General features: G+C 69.0%; 19 protein-coding genes and 1 pseudogene. 11 read left to right on the top strand and 9 right to left on the bottom strand.

The genetic code is table 11. The features are described from left to right. Window positions 1-56 precede the first annotated feature (56 nt). Window positions 57-713 (bottom strand): LysE/ArgO family amino acid transporter, encoded by a 657-nt coding sequence (locus tag JOE53_RS10365; protein WP_204947670.1) that lies wholly within the window; start codon window positions 711-713, stop codon window positions 57-59. Between the two features lie 27 nt (window positions 714-740). Here JOE53_RS10365 and JOE53_RS10360 point away from each other — a divergent pair, with 27 nt between their 5' ends. Continuing rightward, entirely contained in the window at window positions 741-1,661 is a 921-nt protein-coding gene (locus tag JOE53_RS10360; protein ID WP_204947669.1) for a LysR family transcriptional regulator ArgP, read from the top strand. Here the strand turns inward: JOE53_RS10360 and JOE53_RS10355 are convergent. The 4 genes from JOE53_RS10355 to JOE53_RS10340 form a co-directional block, all read right to left on the bottom strand. Further along, window positions 1,648-2,700 (bottom strand): NADP-dependent oxidoreductase, encoded by a 1,053-nt coding sequence (locus tag JOE53_RS10355; protein ID WP_005051478.1) that lies wholly within the window; start codon window positions 2,698-2,700, stop codon window positions 1,648-1,650. The two genes, JOE53_RS10360 and JOE53_RS10355, sit on opposite strands and share 14 nt — an antisense overlap. Before the next feature lie 157 nt (window positions 2,701-2,857). Beyond that, entirely contained in the window at window positions 2,858-3,322 is a 465-nt protein-coding gene (locus JOE53_RS10350; RefSeq protein WP_005051476.1) for a MarR family winged helix-turn-helix transcriptional regulator, read from the bottom strand. After that, window positions 3,315-5,021: an MDR family MFS transporter gene (locus JOE53_RS10345; RefSeq protein WP_005051473.1), complete on the bottom strand. Its 1,707-nt coding sequence runs from the start codon at window positions 5,019-5,021 to the stop codon at window positions 3,315-3,317. The genes JOE53_RS10350 and JOE53_RS10345 overlap by 8 nt, the downstream gene beginning before the upstream one ends. Window positions 5,022-5,167: 146 nt before the next feature. Further along, on the bottom strand, window positions 5,168-5,860 hold the full coding sequence (locus JOE53_RS10340; RefSeq protein ID WP_005051472.1) for a YqaJ viral recombinase family protein: 693 nt from the start codon (window positions 5,858-5,860) through the stop codon (window positions 5,168-5,170). A 318-nt stretch (window positions 5,861-6,178) separates the two neighbouring features. Here JOE53_RS10340 and rplJ point away from each other — a divergent pair, with 318 nt between their 5' ends. Together rplJ and rplL are read left to right on the top strand one after the other, a co-directional pair. Beyond that, window positions 6,179-6,667: a 50S ribosomal protein L10 gene (gene rplJ / locus JOE53_RS10335; protein ID WP_005051470.1), complete on the top strand. Its 489-nt coding sequence runs from the start codon at window positions 6,179-6,181 to the stop codon at window positions 6,665-6,667. Between the two features lie 49 nt (window positions 6,668-6,716). Next, on the top strand, window positions 6,717-7,100 hold the full coding sequence (gene rplL, locus JOE53_RS10330) for a 50S ribosomal protein L7/L12 (RefSeq protein ID WP_005051460.1): 384 nt from the start codon (window positions 6,717-6,719) through the stop codon (window positions 7,098-7,100). 69 nt (window positions 7,101-7,169) lie between these two features. Here the strand turns inward: rplL and JOE53_RS10325 are convergent, their stop codons facing one another. Next, complete coding sequence (locus JOE53_RS10325; protein ID WP_204947668.1) at window positions 7,170-8,189, bottom strand: LacI family DNA-binding transcriptional regulator; 1,020 nt, start codon at window positions 8,187-8,189, stop codon at window positions 7,170-7,172. A 227-nt stretch (window positions 8,190-8,416) separates the two neighbouring features. Between JOE53_RS10325 and JOE53_RS10320 the strand changes: the two genes are divergently transcribed. Then, window positions 8,417-9,751 carry an ABC transporter substrate-binding protein gene (locus tag JOE53_RS10320; RefSeq protein ID WP_061682614.1) on the top strand — a complete coding sequence of 445 codons (1,335 nt, stop codon included), beginning with the start codon at window positions 8,417-8,419 and terminating at the stop codon, window positions 9,749-9,751. 49 nt (window positions 9,752-9,800) lie between these two features. After that, a pseudogene (locus tag JOE53_RS10315) lies at window positions 9,801-10,668 on the top strand (IS5 family transposase); the annotation flags it as partial. 14 nt (window positions 10,669-10,682) lie between these two features. Here the strand turns inward: JOE53_RS10315 and JOE53_RS10310 are convergent. After that, complete coding sequence (locus JOE53_RS10310) at window positions 10,683-11,219, bottom strand: GNAT family N-acetyltransferase (protein ID WP_005053911.1); 537 nt, start codon at window positions 11,217-11,219, stop codon at window positions 10,683-10,685. A gap of 180 nt (window positions 11,220-11,399) precedes the next feature. Here JOE53_RS10310 and JOE53_RS10305 point away from each other — a divergent pair, with 180 nt between their 5' ends. The 5 genes from JOE53_RS10305 to JOE53_RS14775 all read left to right on the top strand — a co-directional run bounded on the left by JOE53_RS10305 (window position 11,400) and on the right by JOE53_RS14775 (window position 17,471). Further along, a complete protein-coding gene (locus JOE53_RS10305) occupies window positions 11,400-12,746 on the top strand; it encodes a carbohydrate ABC transporter permease (RefSeq protein WP_204947667.1) in 1,347 nt (448 codons plus the stop codon). Further along, window positions 12,743-13,720 carry a carbohydrate ABC transporter permease gene (locus JOE53_RS10300; RefSeq protein WP_036290167.1) on the top strand — a complete coding sequence of 326 codons (978 nt, stop codon included), beginning with the start codon at window positions 12,743-12,745 and terminating at the stop codon, window positions 13,718-13,720. The genes JOE53_RS10305 and JOE53_RS10300 overlap by 4 nt, the downstream gene beginning before the upstream one ends. Window positions 13,721-13,795: 75 nt before the next feature. Next, a complete protein-coding gene (locus tag JOE53_RS10295) occupies window positions 13,796-16,663 on the top strand; it encodes an HAD-IC family P-type ATPase (protein WP_204947666.1) in 2,868 nt (955 codons plus the stop codon). A 52-nt stretch (window positions 16,664-16,715) separates the two neighbouring features. Further along, complete coding sequence (locus JOE53_RS14780; protein ID WP_061682627.1) at window positions 16,716-17,216, top strand: amidohydrolase family protein; 501 nt, start codon at window positions 16,716-16,718, stop codon at window positions 17,214-17,216. A gap of 6 nt (window positions 17,217-17,222) precedes the next feature. Then, the gene (locus tag JOE53_RS14775; protein ID WP_267911542.1) at window positions 17,223-17,471 is read left to right on the top strand and encodes an amidohydrolase family protein; all 249 of its coding nucleotides are present in this window, start codon (window positions 17,223-17,225) and stop codon (window positions 17,469-17,471) included. Between the two features lie 18 nt (window positions 17,472-17,489). On the opposite strand, the gene JOE53_RS10285 is transcribed toward JOE53_RS14775, so the two are convergent. Then, on the bottom strand, window positions 17,490-18,164 hold the full coding sequence (locus tag JOE53_RS10285) for a DUF305 domain-containing protein (protein ID WP_061682629.1): 675 nt from the start codon (window positions 18,162-18,164) through the stop codon (window positions 17,490-17,492). After that, window positions 18,161-18,871 (bottom strand): DUF3105 domain-containing protein, encoded by a 711-nt coding sequence (locus tag JOE53_RS10280; RefSeq protein WP_204947665.1) that lies wholly within the window; start codon window positions 18,869-18,871, stop codon window positions 18,161-18,163. The genes JOE53_RS10285 and JOE53_RS10280 overlap by 4 nt, the downstream gene beginning before the upstream one ends. A gap of 59 nt (window positions 18,872-18,930) precedes the next feature. Between JOE53_RS10280 and JOE53_RS10275 the strand changes: the two genes are divergently transcribed. After that, window positions 18,931-20,412: a multidrug effflux MFS transporter gene (locus tag JOE53_RS10275; RefSeq protein WP_204947664.1), complete on the top strand. Its 1,482-nt coding sequence runs from the start codon at window positions 18,931-18,933 to the stop codon at window positions 20,410-20,412. The last annotated feature ends 9 nt before the right edge of the window (window positions 20,413-20,421 follow it).

Raw genomic sequence — 20,421 nt, 5'->3', positions numbered from 1 at the left:
CGGTCCATTCTGTCCGTGCCCCGGCGCACGGCCGGTTCGCGCGACTGCAGCCGCTGTCAATGGGGCAGGACGAGGCTGACCGCCAGCGCCAGCATGACGACGGCGATCGCGCCGTCCAGCACCCGCCAGGCGCGCGGTGTCGACAGGCGTCGGCCCAGGTGGCGCGCTCCGAAGCCGAGCGCGCTGAACCAGGCGACCGAGGCCGTGACGGCGCCGGCGGCGAAGGCCCACCGCATCGACCCGTGGGTGTTGGCGACCGTGCCGAGGAGGAACACCGTATCGAGATAGACGTGCGGGTTGAGCCAGGTGAGGGCCAGACAGGTCAGCACGACCGCCGCGCGGCGGGAGACCTCGGATGGCGGGCTCTCGCCCGTCAGGCCGGTCGGTGATCCGCGCAGAGCTCGACGCGCTGCCAGGAGGGCGTAGCCCGCGAGGAAGAGCGCACCGGCCCAGCGAACGACGTCGATGAGGCCCGGCAGCGTCTGCAGGAGCGCACCGACGCCGGAGACGCCCAGCACGATCAGCAGTGCATCGGAGAGCGTACAGACGACCACCACCGCGGTGACGTGCTGGCGGCGGATCCCCTGGCGCAGCACGAACAGGTTCTGCGCGCCGATGGCGACGATGAGAGACAGGCCGAGGCCGAGGCCGGCCAGCGCAGAGGGGAGCACGCACGCGAGCGTAGACCGGCACACGGCGAAAGCCCAGTTCATGATTCTGAAGCGCCATAAGCTGAGCTGATGATCCGGATTCCGGCCGAGCTCGCCCACACGCTCGTCACGGTGCTCGACGAGGGCACTCTCGACGGCGCCGCCCGCCGCCTGCACGTGACCCCGTCTGCGATCAGCCAGCGCATCAAAGCGCTGGAGGAGATCCTCGGACGCGTCCTGCTCGTGCGCACCAAGCCGGTGCAGGCGACCGAGGCCGCGCACCCCGTCGTGCGGTACGCGCGTCAGCTCGCGCTGCTGGAAGCCGATGCGGCGCGGGCGCTGGGCGACGACGCCGAGCCGGTTCGGATGCCGCTCGCCGTCAACGCCGACTCGCTTTCCACGTGGTTCCTGCCACCGCTGGCCCGGCTCGCCGAGCGGCATCCGGTCGTCTTCGACCTGCACCGCGACGATCAGGACTTCACCGCGGCGCTCCTCGAGTCCGGGACGGTGACGGGCGCGGTGACCTCGCGTGCGCACCCCGTCGCCGGATGCCGCGTCGTTCCCCTCGGCGAGCTGGTCTACGAGGCCGTCGCCACTCCCGCCTTCCGCGATCGGTGGCTCGACACGGCGGCATCCGATGCTGCCGCGCGCCTGCGTGACGCGCCGCTCATCGACTTCGATCGACGCGATGACCTGCAGACGAGGTGGCTGCGCGCACGCGGCATCGATCCGGCGGCGCCACCGCGGCACCGCGTGCCGGCCTCGCACGACTTCGCCACGGCGGTGCAGCTGGGTCTCGGATGGGCGCTGCTGCCGCGGCTGCAGTCGCAGCAGGCGCTGGATGACGGCACGCTCGTCGCGCTGGAGGGCGAGCCGGTTCGCGTGCCGCTGTACTGGCAGCAGTGGAATCTGCGCTCGGTGCTCCTGGATGCCGTGGCGGAGGAGATCGTCGAGGAAGGGCGCCGGGTGCTCGCTCCGGCGGAGCGGACCGATCCGGTCAGCAGTCGCTGACCGAGAGCACGATCTTCCCGCGCGTGTGGCCGCGTTCGATCTCGCGATGCGCAGCCTCGGCCTCACCGAGATCGAAGACGCGGTCAACGAAGACGCGGATCGCTCCCGAGTCGAGCAGACGGGCCAGGGTCGCGAGCACGCTGCCGTCGGGCACGACCTTGTACGAGGTGGCCCGCACCCCGGCCGCCTCCGCGGCATCCGCGTAGTCCGGCCACGCGCCGGTGGGCACGATGACGTACAGCCCTCCGGGGCGCAGGACGGACAGTGATCGTGTGCCGGTATCGTCGTGGACGTTGCCGACCAGGTCGATCACGACATCCACCGTGCCGACGACGTCCTCGAAACGTGTGGTGGCGTAGTCGACGACGACCGAGGCGCCGAGCTCGCGCAGCCAGGGCAGGTTTGCGGCCGATCCGGTCGCGATCACCTGCGCTCCGAAGTACGACGCGAGCTGCACAGCGAAGTGGCCCACTCCGCCTCCACCGGCGTGGATGAGTACCCGTTGGCCCTCGTGGGCGTGCGCGGTCTCGACGACCAGTCCCCAGGCCGTCAGCGCCGCCAGCGGAACGGCGGCCGCCTCGACGTGCGAGAGCGCGGTGGGCTTACGCGCGACGGCCAGAGTGGGAACGACGGCGTAGTCGGCGTAGGAGCCGGGGGAGCGGGGGAAGGCCGTCATCCCGAACACCTCCGTTCCGGGAGGCAGCGGGTGCGACTCGTACGGGGCCGAGACGACGACACCACTGAAGTCGAAGCCGAGACTGCGGGGATGCTCGGTGAGGGCGCCGTACACGCCGGCGCCGGAGCGCGTCTTGGCGTCGATCGGATTGACGCCGGCGGCGACGACCCGCACCAGCAGTTCGCTCAGCACCGGTGTCGGCACCGGCACGGTGACCTCCCGGAGCACGTCGGCGGCGCCGGGCTCGTCGAAGACGATCGCGCGCATGTGCGCGGGAGTCTCGGGAACGGCGGTCTGTCTGGCGGCATCCTTCGCGGATGCCGGTCGCAGCGGCCGGAATCTGGTGAGACGGTGAGAGACCATCTGGTCGCTCCTTCCCGTGCGTGTCGGCGTTGGCTGCACGTGCTGCCGCGGCGGCGCGGTGCCCCCGTGAAGACAGTCAACCCCGGGGATGTCTCGACCGTGTTACGCGGGTGCTACCAGGCGACTAATCTCCTCGACGCCGCCGAGGGCAGAGCGTTCAGCGGCGCGTGACGCTCTCGCCCAGGGCCCGCAGCAGGCGGGTGAGGGCGTGGATGTCATCGAGCGGCCAATCCACGATCGCATCGAGCAGCAGCCCCTGCTGCGGCGCGCGTGCCGCCTCGAGGCGGGCCAGTCCCTCCGGCGTCGGGGCGAGCAGGCTCGAACGGCCGTCGGCCGGGTCGGGCGAACGCGAGATGAGCCCCAGCGACTCGAGCTCGCGGATCGTCCGGCTCAGCTGACCCTTGTCCATCATCAGCAGGTCGGACAGCGACGACAGCGTCACGCCGTCGCGGCGCGCGATCGTCGTGAACACCTTGTAGGCGCCGGGCAGAAGTCCCGGGCTCACACGGTTCGCGATCTCGCTGATCACCCGCTGGAAGCGGGTGATCAGCTCACCGAACTCGGACTCCAGATCCCGCACCGCGGCGGTGCGGGAGCTGGAGTCTTCGGTCGTCTCAGCCATCGTTTCGATTTCCCGCCGACACCGTGCGCACGGAGCCGGTCGCGGTGAGCGTCTCCATCGCCTCGGGAACGGAGACGGTGGCGAGGTCGGCCTCGCTGGCCTGCATGCGCTCGACCGTCGTCATCGTCGTCAGCGGCTTGTTGGGCAGGAACACGATGGCGACGAGCGAGAGCACCGCGAAGGGCACGGCGATCAGGAACGAGTGGGAGATGCCGTTGGCGTAGATGTCCTCGAACACGACTCGAAGCGTATCGGGCATGGCCGACACCTTCGGCAGCGAGCCTGTCTGCAGCTGCTGCGCCCAGTACTGCGCCTGGTCGCCGAGCCCCATGATCGCGGCGGTGATGTCCTCCTTGCGCTGGGCGACGAGATCGACCACACGCGCCGCGAGAGCGGCGCCCATCACCGAGACGCCGATCGTGCCGCCGAGGCTGCGGAAGAAGGTGACGCCGGAGCTCGCCACGCCGATCTCCTCGGGACGGGTGGTGTTCTGCACGACGAGAACGAGGTTCTGCATCGTCATGCCGACGCCGGCGCCGAGCAGGAACATGTACACCGAGACGATCGCGAAGTTCGTGTCGTAGTGGATCGTCGACAGCAGGTAAGAGCCGGCGATCAGCAGCACCGCGCCGACGATGAGGTACGGCTTCCACTTGCCGTAGCGGGTGACGAGCGTTCCCACCCCGACCGAGGCGACGAGCAGGCCGGCGATCATCGGGATGGTCATCAGGCCCGCCTCGGTGGGCGTCGCGCCGCGGGCCAGCTGCATGTACTGGCTGAGGAACACCGACGCACCGAACATCGCGATGCCGGTGGCGATCGAAGCGATGACCGACAGCGTGAAGGTGCGGTTGCGGAACAGGGTCAGCGGGACGAGTGGCTCGCGCGAACGCAGCTCCACGATGACGAACAGCAGGGCCGCGAGAATGGCTCCACCGACCATCAACACGGTGGTCAGGCTCCACCAGTCGTTGTTGCCGAGATCCCACCAGTCACCGGTGGTGGTCGTACCGGCGTTGGTCACCCAGACCAGCAGCAGCGAGACCGCCGTCGACAGCAGGATGATGCCGAGATAGTCGATGGTCGTCTTCTTCTTGGCGCGCGCCGGAACGTGCAGCGTCGCCTGCACGAGGATGAGCGCGACGACGGCGACGGGGAGGGCGACGAAGAAGTTCCAGCGCCACCCCCAGGCATCCGTGATGAGGCCGCCGAGCAGCGGGCCGCCGATCGTAGCGAGCGCCATCACGGCGCCGAACAGGCCCATGTAACGGCCGCGTTCACGCGGGCTGATGATGTCGGCCATCAGAACCTGGCTGAGAGCGGCGAGTCCACCGGCGCCGATGCCCTGCACCGCGCGGAATCCGATGAGCATCTCGGGGGTCTGGGAGAAACCGGCGGCTGCGGTCGCGAGCACGAAGATCACGATCGCGAGCTGGTACAGCACCTTGCGGTTGGTGAGGTCGGCGAGCTTTCCCCAGATCGGGGTGGAGATGGCGGTCGTGAGGAGGGTTGCCGTGACGACCCAGGTGAAGGCGGCCTGGTTCCCGTCGAGGTCGTGGATGATCACCGGCAGGGAGCTCGACACGACGGTCGAGGCGAGCATGGAGACGAACATGCCCAACAGCAGTCCCGACAGGGCTTCGAGGACCTGTCGATGATTCATGCGCGGCGCGGTGCCGGCGGTGAGCGTTTCTGACATGGAGGGAGTTCCTAAGGGTGCTGCGGTGCGGAGGAGGCGCCGAGAGTGGCGAAGTGGTTGACGTAGATCAACGGTTGAGCTGGGTCAACTATAAGATCAACGTTGACCTACGTCAACTATTCCCGCGGGGATCGAATCCGTCGGGATCAGTCGCTCAGAGCCAGAGCGCGGTACGGCTCCCGCGGGCGGGATGCGACGGCATCCACCGCGGACTCCACGCTCGTCCGGCGCCGCATCGTGCGGCGGTAGAGTTCGTCGATCAACTCCGTGGCCAGGCGCACGAGGTTGCCGATCTCGCGCTCGTCGCGATCGACCCAGGCGCAGCGGGGCTCGTCCCCGACGGGCACGAATCCGTCGTGCTCCTCCCAGACGACGAGCGTGCGCTCCGCGCCCAGAACGTGCTGCTGCCACCAGACCTGGCGAAGGTAGGTGCGCGGGATCGACTTCCACGTCTTGTTCGTGGTCTTGATCTCGGCGAGCGTCACGCGACCGTCCGCGTCGACGGTGATGCCGTCGGGGGTGGCGAGGTGGCGCTTCTCCACGACCGCGTGGAAGAGCGCCGACGACGGGTGGATGCCGTGGGTCGCCGCGACCCATGCCGCGATCTCGGGCTCGCGGCGGCGCCCGTGGTCGGTGAAGGCGTTGCCGGAGAAGCCGCGGCCGGCGCCGAGCTTGGCATCCGCCGCGCGGGCGATGGCCGCGGGACTCGTCAGCTGCGCGACGTCGGTCGCCGTGATGCCCCGCGAGCGGGCGCGCATCCAGCCGACACGGTCGCGGGAATCGGCGACGATCCGCTCTGCCAGCTCCGGCGCGAGGCGCGCGAGAGCTTCCGGAGTCATGTCATCGAGGCTATCCCGCGCCGTCGACGTCGTCGGGCGCGACACCCGAGCCGCCGCCGATTTGGCGCGTCCGGTCGGCTCACGTATGCTGGACGAAGCCAAAGACCGCTGGTCTCGGTGTGCGCGCAAGCGGATGCCGACGAAGCTCTGCACCGCAGGGGCCCGCGCAGGTGTCACAGACAGTCTCCGGGAAACCGATTCGAAGCTCCGTGCGCTTGCGCCGGAGCTTTTTTGCGTTGCGTGCGACGTTCACGAGAGCCGCGGTCACGGCCGACGCTCCGCCACCGCGGGGTGTCACATCCACATCAAGGAGTGACCATGGCGCAGAAGGATGCATCGGTCGCCGAGCTCACGAAGAACTTCGAGGACTCGACTGCCGTTCTGCTGACCGAGTACCGCGGTCTGACGGTCGCCCAGCTCAAGCAGCTGCGCAACAGCATCCGTCAGGACGCGAGCTACGCCGTGGTGAAGAACACGCTGACCAAGATCGCCGCGAACAACGCGGGGATCACGGCGCTGGACGAGGACCTGAAGGGTCCCTCGGCCGTCGCGTTCGTGCACGGTGACTTCGTCGCCACCGCCAAGGCTCTGCGTGACTTCGCCAAGGCCAACCCGCTTCTGGTGATCAAGGGCGGCATCTTCGAGGGCAACGCCCTGAGTGCCGACGAGATCAACAAGTACGCCTCCCTGGAGAGCCGCGAGGTTCTGCTGGCGAAGGCGGCGGGCATGATGAAGGCGACGATGGGCAAGGCTGCGGCCACCATCGACGCGCTTCGCGAAAAGCTGGAGACCGCCGAAGCCGCGTAAGCGACCGGCGAGCTCTTTCCCCACACCCCACCTATCTAGGAGATACATCATGGCGAAGCTCACCACTGAGGAGCTGCTCGAGCAGTTTGCCGGCCTGACCCTCGTCGAGCTCAGCGAGTTCGTGAAGGCGTTCGAGGAGAAGTTCGACGTCACCGCTGCTGCCCCCGTCGCCGTTGCCGGCGCTGCGGGTGGCGCGGGTGGCGCGGAAGAGGTCGAGGAGAAGGACTCCTTCGACGTCATCCTCGAGGCCGCTGGCGACAAGAAGATCCAGGTCATCAAGACGGTCCGCGAGCTCACCTCGCTGGGCCTCGGCGAGGCCAAGGCCGTCGTCGACGGTGCCCCCAAGGCCGTGCTCGAGGGCGCGAACAAGGAGACCGCCGAGAAGGCGAAGGCTGCCCTCGAGGAGGCCGGCGCGACGGTGACCCTGAAGTAATCAGCTCTTCTCGAAGAACTGCAGCGAAGGCCCCCGGGATCTCCCGGGGGCCTTCCGCGTTCTCTGCGTTCAGACGCCGCTCTCGACCGGAGCGATGCCTCCGGTGGAGCTGCGGACGATCAGGCGCGCCGGAATGCGCAGCTCGGTGCGGGCGCGGCCGGGCTCCGCGATCTCGGCGAGCAAGACGCTCACCGCAGCCCGCCCCTGCTCCCGCGGCACCTGCTGCAGGGTGGTGAGGGAGAACATCTCGGCGAACTCGTGATCGTCGATGCCCGCGACACTGAGCGCGGCCGGCACCTGGATGCCGAGACGGCGTGCGGCGATGATGGCGCCGATCGCCACTTCGTCGCACACCCCGACGATGGCGGTGGGACGCCTGCGCGTATCGCTCAGCAGGTCGGCGGCGGCGGCGTAGCCGCCGGGCAGGGTCACTTCGGAGTGTGCGTGGCGGATGAAGCTCGCCAGCCCGGCTTCGGTCATCGCGTGCTGGTAGCCCGACAGCCGCTCCTGGTCGACGTGGGCCCAGTGGCTCTGCGGTGCACCGCCGACGAACGCGATGTCGCGGTGGCCGAGGGCGATCAGATGCTCGGTCGCCCGCCGTGCCGCGTAGTCGTCGTCGACCGCGACGACGCTCGTCAGCTCGCTGGAGCCGACGACGCTGACGATGGGGCGGTCGATGCGGGTCAGTCGCTCCAACTCGTGATCGACCGGTTCCAGACCGACGGCGATCAAGCCGTCGAATCTCTTGCGTGCGAGGAAATCGTCGAAGATGCGGACACGGCCCTCGGTGCCCGGCTTTGCGTCGTAGAGGGTGAGATCGAGACCTCGTTCCAGCAGCGCCTGCTGGATGCCTTCGAGCACCTCCGCGAAGAACCACCGGTTGACGTACGGCATGACGACACCGATGTTCTGGGTGCGCCCGGTCGCAAGGCCCACCGCACCGGCCGACGGCACGTACCCCAGTTCTGCGGCGGCGGCCTGGACGCGCGACTTGGTCGCTTCCGACACGTATCCGGCGCCGCTGAGAGCGCGGCTGGCCGTCGCTTTCGATACGCCGGCGTGGGCGGCGACTTCGGCGATGCCGGCCATCGGTGCTCCTCCTCGAGCGCTGTTCGCTGACTATCTCACGGCTCAGTATGGAACCGGTTGCTCTCATCTTCGTGTCGCGGGATGCCGCGCGGTAGTGGTTGTTATCGGGTTGTGACAATCGTCGGGTTGCGTCGTGGGAGCGGGTCCAATAGCTTGGCCTGGAATCGGTTCCGGAACGGGGCCGTGTGCACCAGGAATCATCCGAGCACTCAATGAGGAGGAATCACATGGGGATGTCACGGCGGCGCTGGATTGCGCCTCTGGCTGTCATGGGCGTGGCGGCGTTCGCACTCGCGGGCTGCGCCGAGGGCGGCAGTAGCGGCGGCAGCGCCAGCGGAACGGGGGCGGCCGGGGGGACGGTTCGCATCTCGGGCGGTATCACCGGCTCCGAGGCCGACGCCCTCCAGAAGGTCTTCGACGGCTGGAGCAAGACGAGCGGGATCACCGTGCAGTACACCGGTGACAAGAGCTTCGAGGCGAACATCGTCACCAAGGTCACCGGTGGCGACGCGCCCGACATCGCGATCGTGCCGCAGCCGGGTCTGCTGAAGACCCTGGTCGGTACGGGCGACGTCAAGAAGGCGCCGCAGGCGGTGGAGGACAACGTCAACGCCAACTGGTCGCCGGACTGGAAGAAGTACGGCACGATCGACGGCACGTTCTACTCCGCGCCGATGCTCGCCAACATCAAGGGCTACGTCTGGTACTCCCCGGCGAAGTTCAAGGAATGGGGCGTCGAGGTTCCGAAGACGTGGGACGAGCTGCTCACGCTGACCAAGACGATCCAGGAGAAGACGGGGGCTGCGCCCTGGTGCGCCGGCTTCGAGTCGGGCGGCGCCTCCGGCTGGCCGGGCACCGACTGGGTCGAGGACCTCGTCCTGCGCCAGTCCGGCCCCGACGTCTACGACCAGTGGGTCGACGGCTCGGTGAAGTTCACCGACAAGCCGATCGCCGACGCCTTCACCGCGGTGGGCGACATCCTGCTGAACCCGTCGTACGTCAACGCCGGCTTCGGTGATGTCAAGAGCATCAACAGCACGGCATTCGGTGACGTCGCGGCGAAGGTCGCCGACGGTTCGTGCCCGATGACCCACCAGGCGTCGTTCCTGACGGCCAACTTCCTGACGGTGAAGACGGCGTCGGGTCAGGCGCCCAAGGTCGCGCCCGACGGCGATGTCTACGCCTTCGTGCTCCCGGGCTACAAGGAGGGCGCGGCCACGATCGAGGTCGGCGGCGAGTTCGTGGCGGGCTTCTCGGACAACGAGGCGACGCAGAAGGTGCTCGAGTTCATGTCGAGCGCCGACTTCGCCAACGCGCGAGTCAGCGAGGGCGGCGCGATCTCGGCCAACCTCAAGGCGGACCCGAGCAAGGCCTCGAGCGAGTTCCTGACCGAGGCGATGAAGCTGCTGCAGGACCCGAACACCACGGTCCGCTTCGACGCCTCGGACCTCATGCCCGCCACGGTCGGCTCCGGCTCGTTCTGGAAGGGCATGGTCGACTGGATCGACGGCAAGGACCAGGCCAAGGTCCTCAGCGACATCCAGGCCGGCTACAACAACTAGGCCGTGTTGCTAAACGCCTTCGGGCTACCCGTGGGCGAGTCTTGGACGCGTGTCGCGTGATGTGATCTCGGATGAGGCGTGGGCTGTGATCGGCTCGTTGTTCCCGATTGCGAAGTCGACGGGGCGGCCGCCGGTGGATCGGCGCGCGGTGGTCGAGGCGACGGCGTGGCGGTTCCGGACTGGTGCGCCGTGGCGGGACGTGCCGGAGCGGTTCGGGAACTGGAACACGATCTATAAGAACTTCAACCGGTGGTCCGAGCAGGGCGTGTGGGCGCGGGTGCTAGAGAAGACGCAATCGTTTGCGCAGCAGTCCGGCGATCTGGACTGGGTCGCGTCGATCGACTCCACGATCGTGCGCGTGCATCAGCATGGCGCAACCCTTCCCCGCGTCACAAGGGGACCTGTCGAACTACAAGAAGTTTGGTGACGAACCGGCGGATCATGCGATCGGCCGTTCTCGCGGCGGGTTGACGACGAAGAGTCATCTGGTCTGCGACGGGAAGGGACGAGCTCTCGCGTTCATCCTCACGCCCGGGCAAGCGGCGGACACCAGCATGCTGACCGCGACACTGAGCGAGATCCGCGTGCCAGGCGCCCGGGGAAGGCCGAGGTCGAGGCCGGAGCGGGTGCTCGCGGACAAGGGCTACCCGTCGAAGGCGAATCGCGCCTGGCTGCGCGAGCGCGGGATTGCCGCGACGATCCCCGAACGCGACGATCAGATCGCCCACCGACGCAAGCGCCGCGGGCGGCCGATCGACTTCGGCGACCAGCAGCGGGCCCGATACCGCGGCCGCAACGTCGTCGAACGGTGTTTCAACAAGCTCAAGCAGTGGCGTGGGATCGCGATTCGCTCAGACAAGCTCGCTCGCAACTACCACGCCGGCCTTTGCCTCGCCGCGACGCTCCATTGGCTCAGCAGTGGTGTCGTCGCTCATTCCGCGATCGGCAGCGCGAGATTCGTCGTAGGGGCGGGGTCGGTCACCAGTCGCGCGTGCGTTTCAACGTCGTAGCGAACATTGCCGTAGCGGAGCTTCTCCCGCTCGATCCCTTCGGCGAGAAATCCCGCCGCGGTCGCCACTCGACATGACGCGGGGTTGTTCACCCGGTGCCCGAGCTCGAGCCGATGCAGCCCGTTCTCAAAGGCCCAGTCACTCACCACGATGAGCGCACCCGTCACGTATCCCTTCCCGCGCGCTTCGGCTGCGAGCCAGTAATACATCCACGCGGTCTCGTGCCGAAACTCGATCGCGGACGCTCCGACGTTGCCGATCGCAACACCGTCCTCGACGACGGCCCAGTTCTTCACGTGCTCGTCGAAGCGCAAGGACTGGTCGATGAACGCCTCAGCAGCTGCCCGGGTTGACAGATCGGCGCCGCCGAACTGAGTCGCCAGATCGGAAGTGCTCTGAAATGCCTCGCTCAGCGCCGACGCATCGCGACTGTTCCACGGGCGAAGCGAGACACTCACGCCCCCAATCCTGCCTCACTTGGCAGCCGTGAGTCGGACGCAGCCTTTAGCAACACGCCCTAGTCACACCAGCCGCGTGACACCGCGGGCGGGATGCCGTAGCCTCGGCATCCCGCCCGTGGCGCCCGCGCCCCGTCTCGCTCCCATTCCGCGTCCACCGAAGCACACGGAGGCTCATCGATGTCCGCACCCACCACCGCGCCCGCGCGAGACAAGACCGACGGGCTGGCGCCTGACTCCGGTCCGCGCCGCGCCTTCTCACCCCGCGTCACCGCCGGTATCGCCACCGGTGCGCTCGTCATCCTGCTGGCTCTGGTGGTGCTGCTCCTGCTGAGCACTCCCGTGGAGGACCCGGCGAAGATCGTCATCCCCGGAGTCTCGCTCACCGCGTTCTTCCAGTGGCTCGGCGTGATGGGCCCGATCGTGCAGATCCCCATCATCCTCGTCGCCTTCGCCGCCGTGGTCGGTGTGCTGCTCCTGCTGATCGAGTACGCGCCCCGTCCCGGGCGGGTCTACTTCTGGATCCGCCTCGTCGCCTGCTTCGCGATCCCGGTCCTTGCCCTGCTGCTGCTGCGCCCGTACGCGAACGCCTTCATCTACGTGCTCGGCATCGCGCTCGTCTCCGGTGCCGCGCTGTTCGTGCTCGACTACCGGGCACGCAAGGGAGCCGGCTATCTGTTCCAGCTCGTGCTCTTCGCCGCCCCGGCTGCGGTGCTGCTGCTGATCGGTCTCATCTACCCGTTCTTCGCGACGTTCGTGCAGTCGTTCTTCGACAAGACGGGTGCCGAGTTCGTGGGCTTCGACAACTACGTGTGGGTCTTCACGCAGCCCGAGGGCACCTGGTCGGTCATCAACACCGTCATCTGGGTGCTCATCTGCCCGACGATCGCCACCATCGTGGGTCTCGCCTACGCCGTGTTCATCGATCGCGCCGCGGGCGAGCGGTTCTTGAAAGTGCTGATCTTCATGCCCTTCGCGATCTCTTTCGTCGGCGCGGGCATCATCTGGAAGTTCATGTACGACTACCGTCAGGGCGACCAGCTGGGTCTGCTCAACGCCATCATCACGGCGTTCGGGGGCGACCCCGTCGCCTGGCTCAGCGTCACGCCGCTCGTGAACAGCCTGCTGCTGATGGTCGTCTTCATCTGGAGCCAGACGGGACTTGCGATGGTTATCCTTTCCGCCGCGATCAAGGCGGTTCCGCCGGAGCAGGTCGAGGCCGCGGAGCTGGACGGCGCGAACGCGTGGGAGCGGTTCAGGAACGTGACCGTCCCCGGCATCCGCTCGTCGATCGTCGTCGTGGTGACCACGGTCGCCATCGCGTCGCTGAAGATCTACGACATCGTCGCCGTCATGACCGGCGGTCGCGCGAACACGTCCGTGCTCGCCTTCGAGATGGTCAACCAGCAGCAGCGCTTCCAGAGCTACGGGCACGCGGCGGCGCTGGCCGTCGTGCTGTTCATCTTCGTGACGCCGCTGATCGTGTTCAACATCGTCCAGATCCGCAAGCAGAGGGAGATCCGATGAGCACCGGAGTCGACATCATCGAGCCCGTCACCGACACCCGCTCGGCTCGACAGGTCTCCCGCGACACGCGCAAGCACGAGGCCATGGCGCGTAAGCGCCTGACCTCCAAGGGGGCGACGATCGCGGCGCTGGTCATCGCGATCTTCTGGACCATCCCGACCTTCGGCCTGTTCGTCACCTCGCTGCGCCCCGGCTCGGACGTGCAGAGCACCGGTTGGTGGACGGTGTTCACCGACCCGTCGTTCACGCTGGAGAACTTCCAGAAGGCGCTGACCTCGGGAGGCACCGCGCTGACTCTGGGCCAGTCGTTCCTCAACTCGCTCGCGATCACGATCCCGGTCGTGTTCTTCGCGCTGGCGGTGGCCTCGCTGCTCGCCTACGCCTTCGCCTGGATCGACTTCAAGGGGCGCAACCTCGCGTTCATCGCGGTGTTCGCCCTGCAGATCGTGCCGCTGCAGATGGCGCTGGTGCCCCTGCTGAGCCTGTTCTCCCGAGGGATGACGATCGGCGACGTCACCGTCTTCCCGGCGCTGGATCTGCGCGGACTCGAGCACAGCTTCGCGACGGTGTGGATCGCGCACACGATCTTCGCGCTGCCGCTGGCGGTGTTCCTCCTGCACAACTTCATCGCGGAGATCCCCAGCGAGGTGATCGAGGCGGCGCGGGTGGACGGGGCCGGCCACGGCCAGATCTTCTTCCGGATGATCCTGCCGTTGGCGGCGCCGGCGCTCGCGTCGTTCGCCGTCCTGGAATTCATCTGGGTGTGGAATGACCTGCTGGTGGCGACGATCTTCGCTCCGTCGTCATCGCTGCCGATCACCCAGTCGCTCAACTCGCTGTCCGGGACGTGGGGCGATCAGTGGTTCCTGCAGGCCGCGGGCACGTTCATCTCGATCATCGTGCCGCTGGTCGTGTTCTTCGCCCTGCAGCGCTTCTTCGTGCGGGGGCTTCTGGCGGGGGCGACGAAGGGCTAATTTTCGGCTGGGTCCTTCGGGAGCGGCGCGGAATTCGTGGGGACGCGAGCCGCGCCGCTCCTTTAGTGTGAAGCCATGAGCAGCCCCGGTGCCACGGCGCCCGCAGCGATCGAGGAGGTCGATCCCGCAGTCGGACTGCGCGCCGCGGAGGTCGACGTCCGGACGGCCGACGGTCGGTCCAACGCCTACCGCGCCGAGACCAGTCGCAGTGCGCTGAGCATCATCCGCGCGAACGTCTTCACGCTGTTCAACGGCATCGTCTTCGCGTGCTTCGGCATCCTGTTCGCCCTCGGACGCTGGCAGGACGCCCTCTTCGGCTTCGCCGCCGTCGCCAACGCGGTCATCGGCTCGGTGCAGGAGTTCCGGGCCAAAGCCGCCCTCGACAAGCTCGCGCTGCTGAACGCCGCGCAGGCGCGTGTGCGACGCGACGCCGTGGAGCAGGACGTCGCGCAGTCGGCCGTCGTGCTCGCCGACATCCTCGTGCTGCGCGCCGGCGACCAGGTGCCGGCCGACGCGCGCATCGTGCGCTCGCGGGGCCTGCAGATCGATGAGTCCATGCTGACGGGCGAGTCGGATGCCGTCGACAAGCACCCCGGCGACGAGGCGCTGTCGGGGTCGATCGTCGTCGGCGGGGAGGGTGATGCGCAGGTCGTCCGCGTGGGCGCCGACGCCTACGCGAACGCGTTCGCCGACGAGGCGAAGCGCTTCTCTCTCGTGGGCTCCGAGCTGCGCGACTCGATCAACCGCGTGCTGAGCTGGGTCGGCTGGGCGATCGGCCCGATCGGTCTGCTGGTGCTGAACGCTCAGATGCAGGTCGCCGGCGGATGGCGCGCCGCGTGGGAGAGCGGCAGCTGGGTGCAGGCCGTCGTCAATACGATCGCATCGCTGACGGCGATGATCCCGCTCGGGCTGGTGCTGATGACCTCGATCACCTTCGCGGTGGGAGCCGCGCGCCTGGCGGCGCGACAGGTGCTCGTCAACGAGCTGCCCGCCGTGGAGGGTCTCGCCCGGGTCGACGTGATCTGCCTCGACAAGACCGGCACCCTGACCGAGGGCGAGATCGCCTACGACGACGCCCACCTGCTCGACGAGGTCGCCGGCTGGCGGCGGACGCTCGGCTGGTACGGCAGCGCTCCGGACGCGAACGCGACGGCACGCACGCTCCGGGAGCCGTTCGCCGCCGAGGCGGCGCAGCGCCCGCGTGTCGCTCGGGAGAGCATCGGGTTCTCGTCCGCGCGCAAGTGGAGCGCCGTGGCGTTCGACGACGACGGCGATCCGGCGGGCACGTGGGTGCTCGGCGCGCCCGAGATGGTGTTCGGCGCCGCCGCGACCGACGCCGCCGACCCGCTCGGAGCGGCCGTGATCGAGCGCGCCTCGACCGGCCGCCGCACCCTCGTGCTCGCCTTCTCGCCGCGGCAGCTGACGACGGCCGATGTCGAGGCGGAGAGCCTGCCCGACGAGCTCGTGGCCGTCGCCGTGCTGACGTTTCGTGAGAAGGTGCGCACCGACGCCGCGCAGACGCTCGAGTACTTCCGCGCGCAGGGCGTCGGCATCCGCATCATCTCCGGCGACAACCCGCGCACGGTGGCGGCGATCGCGCGGGAAGTGGGTATGGACGCCGCGGAGGGCTACGACGCCCGCGCGCTCCCCGACGACGACGAGGCGCTCGCCGCGGTGCTCGAGGAGCACACCGTCTTCGGCCGCGTCACGCCGGATCAGAAGAAGCGCATGGTCCTGGCCCTTCAGTCCCGCGGGCACGCGGTCGCGATGACGGGCGACGGCGTGAACGACGCGCTGGCGATCAAGACCGCCGACATCGGCATCGCGATGAACTCGGGCGCGGCGGCGACGAAGGCGGTCGCGCGGCTCGTGCTGCTCGACGGGCGGTTCTCGCACCTGCCCGACGTCGTCGCCGAGGGGCGGCAGGTCATCGCCAACATCGAGCGCGTCTCGATGCTGTTCTTGACCAAGACGACGTACGCGACGCTGCTGGCGATCTTGTTCGGCGTGCTCGTGCTGGAGTTCCCGTTCCTGCCCCGCCAGCTGTCGATCACCGACGGGCTCACCATCGGCATCCCCGCCTTCTTCCTCGCGCTCATGCCCAACGCGCAGCGCTACATCCCGGGGTTCCTGCGCCGTTCGCTGAGCTTCGCCATTCCGACGGGCGTGGTCGTCGCGCTCACCCTCACCCTGTACACCCTCATCGTGCGCGGCGCCGGGACGCCGGTCGACGAGGTGCGCACGGGGGCGACGATCATCCTCGCCGTCGTGGGCATCTGGATCCTCGCGGTGCTCAGCCGCCCGCTCAACCGGTTCAAGGGAGCCGTCGTGGGCGCGATGTTCATCGCCCTCGTCGTGATCTTCTCGGTGGCCCTGTCGCGCCAGTTCTTCCTGCTGGTCGATCCCGGCCAGACGACGGCGCTGGTCGTGACGGCCGGCTGCATCGGCGCCATCGTGCTGATCGAGATCGTGCGGGCCGTGCAGCGCCGCTACGTCGCCCGAGCGCTGCAGGATGCCGCGCCGCACGCCACCCCGCACACCCGGGAGGTGTCGCGACCGGTGCCGGTGACCATCGCCGTGGCGCTCGTCTACGTCGGCGGCCTGGCGAACGCCATGTTCGGGATCCTGTTCCTGCTCACCCGCTACGACGTTCCCGGATCACTGGTGATGAGCGTCTCGCTGATCGGTGCCGGCATCATCCTCTTCGGGCTGCTGTCGGTGGCCGCGGCCGCCGGGCTCGGACGCGGCAGCGGACTGTCGCGTCTGTTCATCAGCGTGCTCGCGGTCGCAATCGTCGGCCTGCAGCTGTGGAGTCTCGCCGTCGACCACGACTGGGACGTCTGGTCCATCGGCCAGATCGTCGTCTACGCGGCGGTGCTCGTGGCAGTGTGGGCACCACCGGCGAATCGCTTCTTCCGCCCCGTCCTGCGAGCCGGATCATGACGGCGCTCATCGTCACCGGCGGACCGGTGATCGACGGGGAGCGGCGGGCGGCGTGATCGCGCCGTCGTTCGCCGACGCCCACGTGCACCTGGGGCTCGTCGCGCTCGAGGCGCTGGACTGCAGCCTCGACGATGCCGGGTCGGAGGCGGCCTGCGCCGTCGTGCCCGACCGACCGGTGCTCCTGCTGGACAGCGACCGACACGGCGGTTGGGCGAACTCGCGCGCGCTGGCCGTCGCCGGCATCGATCGCACGACCCCCGACCCGCCGGACGGGCGCATCGTCCGCCGTGCGGACGGCGAACCGCAGGGGACGCTGCGCGAGGGCGCCGTCGACCTCGTCGGACGCGTGGCGCCCGAGCCGAGTGCCGCCGCGATGGCACCCGGCATCCGTGCCGCCGCCGACCACCTGATCTCCCTTGGCGTCACCGGCTGGCAGGAGGCCGCTCTGACGTCGTTCGGCAGCATCCCCGACTTCAGGACGGCTATCCCGACGGCTCCGCGGGCCTGCGCTATTTCCCCGATGAGCTCGTCCGCAGCGTGGTCGCTGCGCTGAACGCCGCTGAGCGCGGCGCTCGCCGCATACACGAGTGGCTCGCACGAGCTGATCGGCGACGGCGCGGCCGGACGGATCCGTGTCGGTGCCGCCGCCGATCTCGCGGTGGCCGATCGCGATCCCTTCGTCGGCGCGCCCGAGGAGATCGGGTTCGCGCGCACCGCATGGACGGTGTGCGCCGGCGAGGTCATCGCCGCCCACACGCATACGGGCGCAGAGCGCGGCCGGGCAGCGGCGTACCCCGCCTGCGCGTGAACGGACGGCCTCCGCGCGTCAGCCCGTGCAGCCGAGTCCGGCGCGCAGCGAGGTCATCAGGTCGATCTCGGCGGACTGCGTCGCGATGACGCCCTGAGCCACCGCGAGCGCACGCGGCTCGTGTCCGAGCCGCAGCAACGCCTGCGCCATCGGCAGTGCACCCTCGTGGTGGCGGATCATGAGGCCGAGGAACGTGCAGTCCGCCGCGGTGCCGGACTGCGCCCGCATCGCCGCGATCTCATCGGCGCTCGCCATTCCCATCTGCGTCATCAGCTCCGCGTCGGTCGGGCGCGCCGCGCCGCCGCCGTGTTGGTGAGATGAGTCCGCGGCATCCATCCAGGCCATCAGCGGACCGCTGGTCTGGGGCAGGCCCCACTTCACGAGCCAGTCGTAGAACTCGCCCTTCTGCGCCGACTGCGTCGTCGCGATGTCGTAGGCCAGCACCCGCACGCCGTCGTTCTGGGTTGTGCGGTAGATGTCCATCGCCATCTCGACCGCCTGGCCGTGATGCAGCTGCATGTCGCGGGCGAACCCGGCCTCGGGAGATCCGGACGTGGGCGCCGCCGCGCCCTCTGCGCCGAAGGTGGAGAAGCGCCCGACCGCGAACGCGAGCGCCGCCACGGCGAGCGCGACCAGGAGCACCGCCCACCACGGGGGGAGGGTGCGTCCGGTCGCCGGCTCGGGCGAGGTCACGACTGCTTGCCCGGCCCGTCGACTGCACCGCTGCAGGATGAGGTCGGCTCGGGGACGTTCTGGTTACGCCAGTACTCCTCGAAGAAGGGTGGGATGCGGGGGTCGGCCGCACTGTCGAGCTTCAGCTGCGCGTTCCACGCGCTGAGCACGATCGGCGTGGGAAGGCCCTCGTACGGCGAGAGGATCACGTACGACGACGGCAGCTGCGCCGTCAACGCATCGAGATCGGCGGCGCTGACCCGCGTCTTGTCGTACGTGACCCACACGGCACCGTGCTCGAGCGAGTGCACGGCGTACTCGTTCTGCTGGGGCTGGTCGTAGATGCCGCAGTTCAGCCAGTACTGGTTGTGCGGGCCGCCCGCGGGGGGATTCTGCGGGTAATCGACCGTGCCGGCGACGTGCTGGGTCGTGTTCGTGGACGTCTCGACACCGTCGATGGCGGCACCGGTGCCACCGGCCTGGTAGGTGACCGGCTTCGGCGCGAAGGCGATGGATGCCGCGACGACCGCGACGACGGCGACGGCAGCCGTGGCCCCGACGATCCACCACGTGAGACGGCTGCGCCGCCGGCGCGCGAGCTGACGCTGGTACTCGGCGAGCTTCTCCTGCTTCTGGAACTCGCGCTGCTGCTTGACGGTCAGTTCGATGTTCGCGCGCGTGGCGGGGTTGCCGCTCGTGCGCTTCTTGTCGGACGGAGTGGGGGTCATGGGTCCTCGGCTCGATTCGCGGTCGGGGGCTGCTCCCGCAGGGGCAGCATGTCGATCGTATGCGGCTGCATGACTCCGAGGCTGGGGGAAAGGTTAGGATCGAGGTCTGCTCGAATCGTTTCGAGCCCTCTCTGCCGCTGCGGTCGCGCGCCGATCCGCTCGCGGCGACCACTCCCTCCGCTTTCACTCGTCTGGACCCCGTGCGCGAAAACCCCGCCCCCCGAACTGCCTCGACACCCCTGCCCGCGGCCGGGCGCACCGCCACGGGTGCCATCCGCACGCTCGGATCGCACACCGCCACCGCTCCGGTCGTCCTGCACCCCGGTGACGCGATCTCCACCGCACGCCGCGTGGTGTACATCATCCTGCTCGGCGCGCTCACTGCGCTCGGACCCTTCACGATCGACCTCTACCTGCCCGCGTTCCCGACGTTGCAGGCCGACTTCCGCACGTCCGCCGCGGCGATCCAGCTCACCCTGACCGGCACGATGGTCGGCTTCGCGCTCGGTCAGCTGATCGTCGGACCGCTCAGCGACAAGGTCGGACGCCGCGTGCCGCTGCTCGCGGTCACCGCCCTGCACGTCGTGGCCAGTGCCGCTGCGGCTCTCGCCCCCGATCTCACGCTCCTCGCGATCGCGCGCGTGTTCATGGGCGTCGGGGCCGCCGCCGGTGGCGTGGTCGCGATGGCGATCGTCCGCGACCTGTTCGGAGGTCGCCGGCTGGTGGTCATGCTGAGCCGGCTCGCGCTGGTGTCGGGAGCAGCCCCCGTCGTCGCGCCGCTCATCGGCTCCGCTCTGCTGTCGGTCATGCCGTGGCGTGGCATCTTCGTGGTCCTGGCGCTCTACGGTGCGGTGATGCTCGTGGCGGCGATCTGGCTCATCCCCGAGACCCTCCCGGCCGCGCGGCGCAACGAGCGCGGGGCGACCACGGTGCTGCAGCGCTACCGCGGCGTCTTCAACGATCGGGTGTTCGTGGGTGTCCTGATCATCGGGGGCATGTCCTTCAGCGGTCTCTTCTCGTACCTGTCGTCCTCCTCGTTCCTCTTCCAGGAGACGTACGGCTTCGACGCCCAGCAGTACGGATTGCTGTTCGCCGCCAACTCCCTCGGCCTCGTCGTGGGTGTGCAGGTGGCCGCGCGGCTCGCGGCCCGCTTCGGCCCGCAGTGGGTGCTGTCGGTGTCGACCGGTGTGCTGGTGCTCGCCGCGATCGCGATCATCGCGTGCGACCAGCTCGGGTGGGGGCTGTGGGGCACCATGGTGCCGCTGTTCGTGTTCATGACGGCGTGCGGCTTCACCTTCCCCTGCGTGCAGGTGCTCGCGCTCGATCGCCACGGCAAGGCCGCCGGCACCGCGGCATCCATCCTCGGGGCGACGAACTTCGGCGTCGCGGGGCTGATCTCCCCGATCGTCGGATGGGTCGCGCGGGATGCCGGCATCACGGCGACCACCATGGCGGCCGTGATGGTGGGCTGCGCGCTCATCGGGGCGACCTCGCTCTGGACGATCGTCCGACCGTGGACGGTGGCGCGGCTCGCGCCCTGAGCCGCTGGC

Origin of the sequence: Microbacterium laevaniformans (assembly GCF_016907555.1) — a bacterium.
GTDB classification, from domain to species: Bacteria; Actinomycetota; Actinomycetes; order Actinomycetales; family Microbacteriaceae; genus Microbacterium; species Microbacterium laevaniformans.
The sequence above is the reverse complement of the archived record's forward strand: the minus strand, read 5'-3'. Positions and strand labels throughout refer to the sequence as shown.